The organism is Peptoanaerobacter stomatis, from assembly GCF_000238115.1.
GTDB lineage: Bacteria > Bacillota > Clostridia > Peptostreptococcales > Filifactoraceae > Peptoanaerobacter > Peptoanaerobacter stomatis.
In genome coordinates this window covers 30,044-32,959 of the sequence record NZ_JH414565.1, presented here as the reverse complement: position 1 = coordinate 32,959, position 2,916 = coordinate 30,044, and the positions used below count along the sequence as shown (strand labels likewise).

General features: G+C 27.7%; 1 protein-coding gene. It reads right to left on the bottom strand.

Features of this window, described 5'->3' with window-relative positions; genetic code table 11:
• Window positions 1–1,963, bottom strand: a 1,963-nt coding sequence (locus HMPREF9629_RS09875) for a SpaA isopeptide-forming pilin-related protein (protein WP_009526258.1), incomplete at its 3' end; no start/stop codon positions are given.
• Window positions 1,964–2,916: the final 953 nt, after the last annotated feature.

Sequence of the window (2,916 nt, the reverse complement as noted above, 5' to 3'; positions counted from 1 at the left end):
CACTGTATTGTACTTTATCTGCTGCTGAGTCGTCTACTTTGTTTGTGAATATATATTTTGTTCCGTCTACTATAGGGTTACCTACCATTTGACTTGCTACTGATGGATTTGATTCTTCTACTGTGTATTTTATCTCTTCTCCATCTTCTCCATATTTATTCACTTCATCAAATTGGACTTGTGCATTTCCTGTTATTGTTAATTTTTGTACTTCTTCTTTGTTTCCTGCTTTTACAGCATATAATGTTACATCTACTTTGTTTTGATTATTTTTGGCTGCATTTTGCCATATCTTTTGTGCACTGTATTGTACTTTTTGAATTGCTGTATTTCTAACTTCTTGGATTATTTCCATATCATTTACATTTAATGATATTTCTTCTTTGTTTATTAAATAATCTTTAGGAGCTTTTGTTTCTTTTAATTCATATTGTCCGTAAGGTATATTTACTTTTACTGTTCCATTTGAATCTGTTGTGATTTTCCCATTAATATTTACATATCCGTTTTGAGTCATCTTATATGGAACAAATAAATTTCCGTTTTTGTATAAGCTGAACTCCGCATTTTCTAATTTTTTATTGTTTTCAGCGTCAAGCTTTATTATTTCAAGTTCAGGCATAAATACTTTTATTTGCGGTTTAGGGAACACTTTCTGTCCTAATGTAGCACTTTGATTTGCATCTAACCATTTACCATAATCTGTTTCTGCAAGTTTATCTACATCAGGTTCTATATCGTATTTTATTGTGAATGACTCACCTTCAGCTAATGTTATTTTTTCTATAGTTATAGTATCATTATTAATTTTAAGATTATCTTCTATAGCTTTTTTTATCTCAGCTTTTCTTTTAGCTGCAATTTCTGAATCATTATTTTTAACTGATACATTTATAGAATTTTTTATGTCATCTAAATCGCTTATCAAATTAGCTTTATCACCCATAATATCCGTTAAAGTTTCATCAGATATTGTAGGTTTTGATATTTCTTTGTATAAGATGTTTTTCAATATTGATGAGAAATTTGACATATTAGATGCATCTTTATAAAATTTATCAGGTGTACTTGCTATACTTTCTAAATAATTTTGAAAGTTTACTCCATCTGCCCCAATACCGACTGTATATACAGTCACTCCGGCTTTTTTCAAAACTTTCGCTCTAAGTATACCTGCATGCCCATTATTTTCAATATAAATGCCGTCTTTTGTTTTATAAGCATCTCCGAACCATCCACCGGACAGCTCATAATCTGCACCATTTCCAACTCTTTTACCATAAAACTCCGGTTTATTATAATATTTTATTTTAGTAGAATATGTTGGAGCGCCATCTGTCATCAATATAACTATTTTTTCATTATTACTTGATTTAAGGACATCTTTCGCTTTTGAAAGTGCCTCATCTGTATAAGTAGCTCCGTACGCCTCGAGATCATCTATTTTTTTGTTACCATCACCACTTGTAAAATAGTTTATATTTTGCAATCCTCCACTTATGTCATTTGCTTTGTCAGAAAACGATATAAGTCCTACTCTTATTTTTCCTTTAAGAGCAGCATTGCTGTCTTCCAATTGTTTCAGAGATTTAAATGTTTCTTTCAATGCTTTTTTTAAAGTTCCAATTCTACCGTTATCTTTCATAGAGCCTGATGTGTCCGCTATCAAAACTATATCAATAGATTTATCAGTAGATTGACTACTTTTTACTGTACCGCCTTCAGCTCCTATGGTTACAGTTGCTTTTTTGCTGACATAATCCTTTTCTTCTATAGTTTTGGTAAGTTTATATAGCAAATTACCTTCATTGTCTTTAACTTCTGCTATTCCGTTACCATCGTTTTGCACATCTATAGCTGATGGTGCGGTAGTGGCAAAAACTTCTTTGTTTGTAGATAATAGTGTGGTAAACACTAACATCACAGCAAGAAATATGTTTAAAATTCTATTTCTCACTTTCATTTTCATTTCCTCCTTTCTGTTTGTTTGCAATAATACTCTTACAAGTATTATCGTATTATGATTAGTATGTTGTGATATTTAGTATTTATATCTTGCTGATGCACATCTTACGTTTATCGTTTATATATGCATGTGGCATTTTATATTGCGTGCATATAATTTACAGTGGTGTAAGTATATTGTTTTACCACTTTTTTAACATAATTTATTGATGTATGTATTGTAATGTATGTTTGAAAAAAATATTATACGTTATAGCTGTTGCATAATATTTTATTCATATTGTGCATAAATTATATTAAATTAAGTGCAAGTTACCGTTTGTCATATATGCCGATACTACATAAAACTCCTTAAAAATACGAGTTACATATATTATAAAACCTTTAAATAAAGATGTATCTTAATAAACTTTTCTTATATTTTTGTAATATAAGTTATGTTTACTATGATATAAGTCCTATATATCTACTGAAAACATTATATACTTTTTATACAATTTTTGCAAGCTTTTTTTGTAAAAATTTACTGTTTTTTATAAATTTTTATTATTATATCTATGTATTGTTTTCTTCATAGCTGTTTCACTATAATTAATCTTATATTTTTATAAAACAATACTCATAAAGTATAGTATTTGTGTGTTATTTTTTTATGTGTATAATAAAAAAATATTATAATATACGGTATATTTACCTAATATATTATCACATTTTTTTGTATATATACTATCAATATATCTTGCTTATTTTTGTATATGACTTACTTCTTTAATACAAAAATTTGCAAAACCGTATTACAGCTTGCATTTATATGATATAATTTATATGTATGTTATGAATATATATTTTTATTGCAATCATCTGTCTATACCAAAAGAGTATTTAAGCTGTTAAAACTATACAATAAAAATTATTGTTGCTAATTATCGGTATATATCAAGATGATTAATA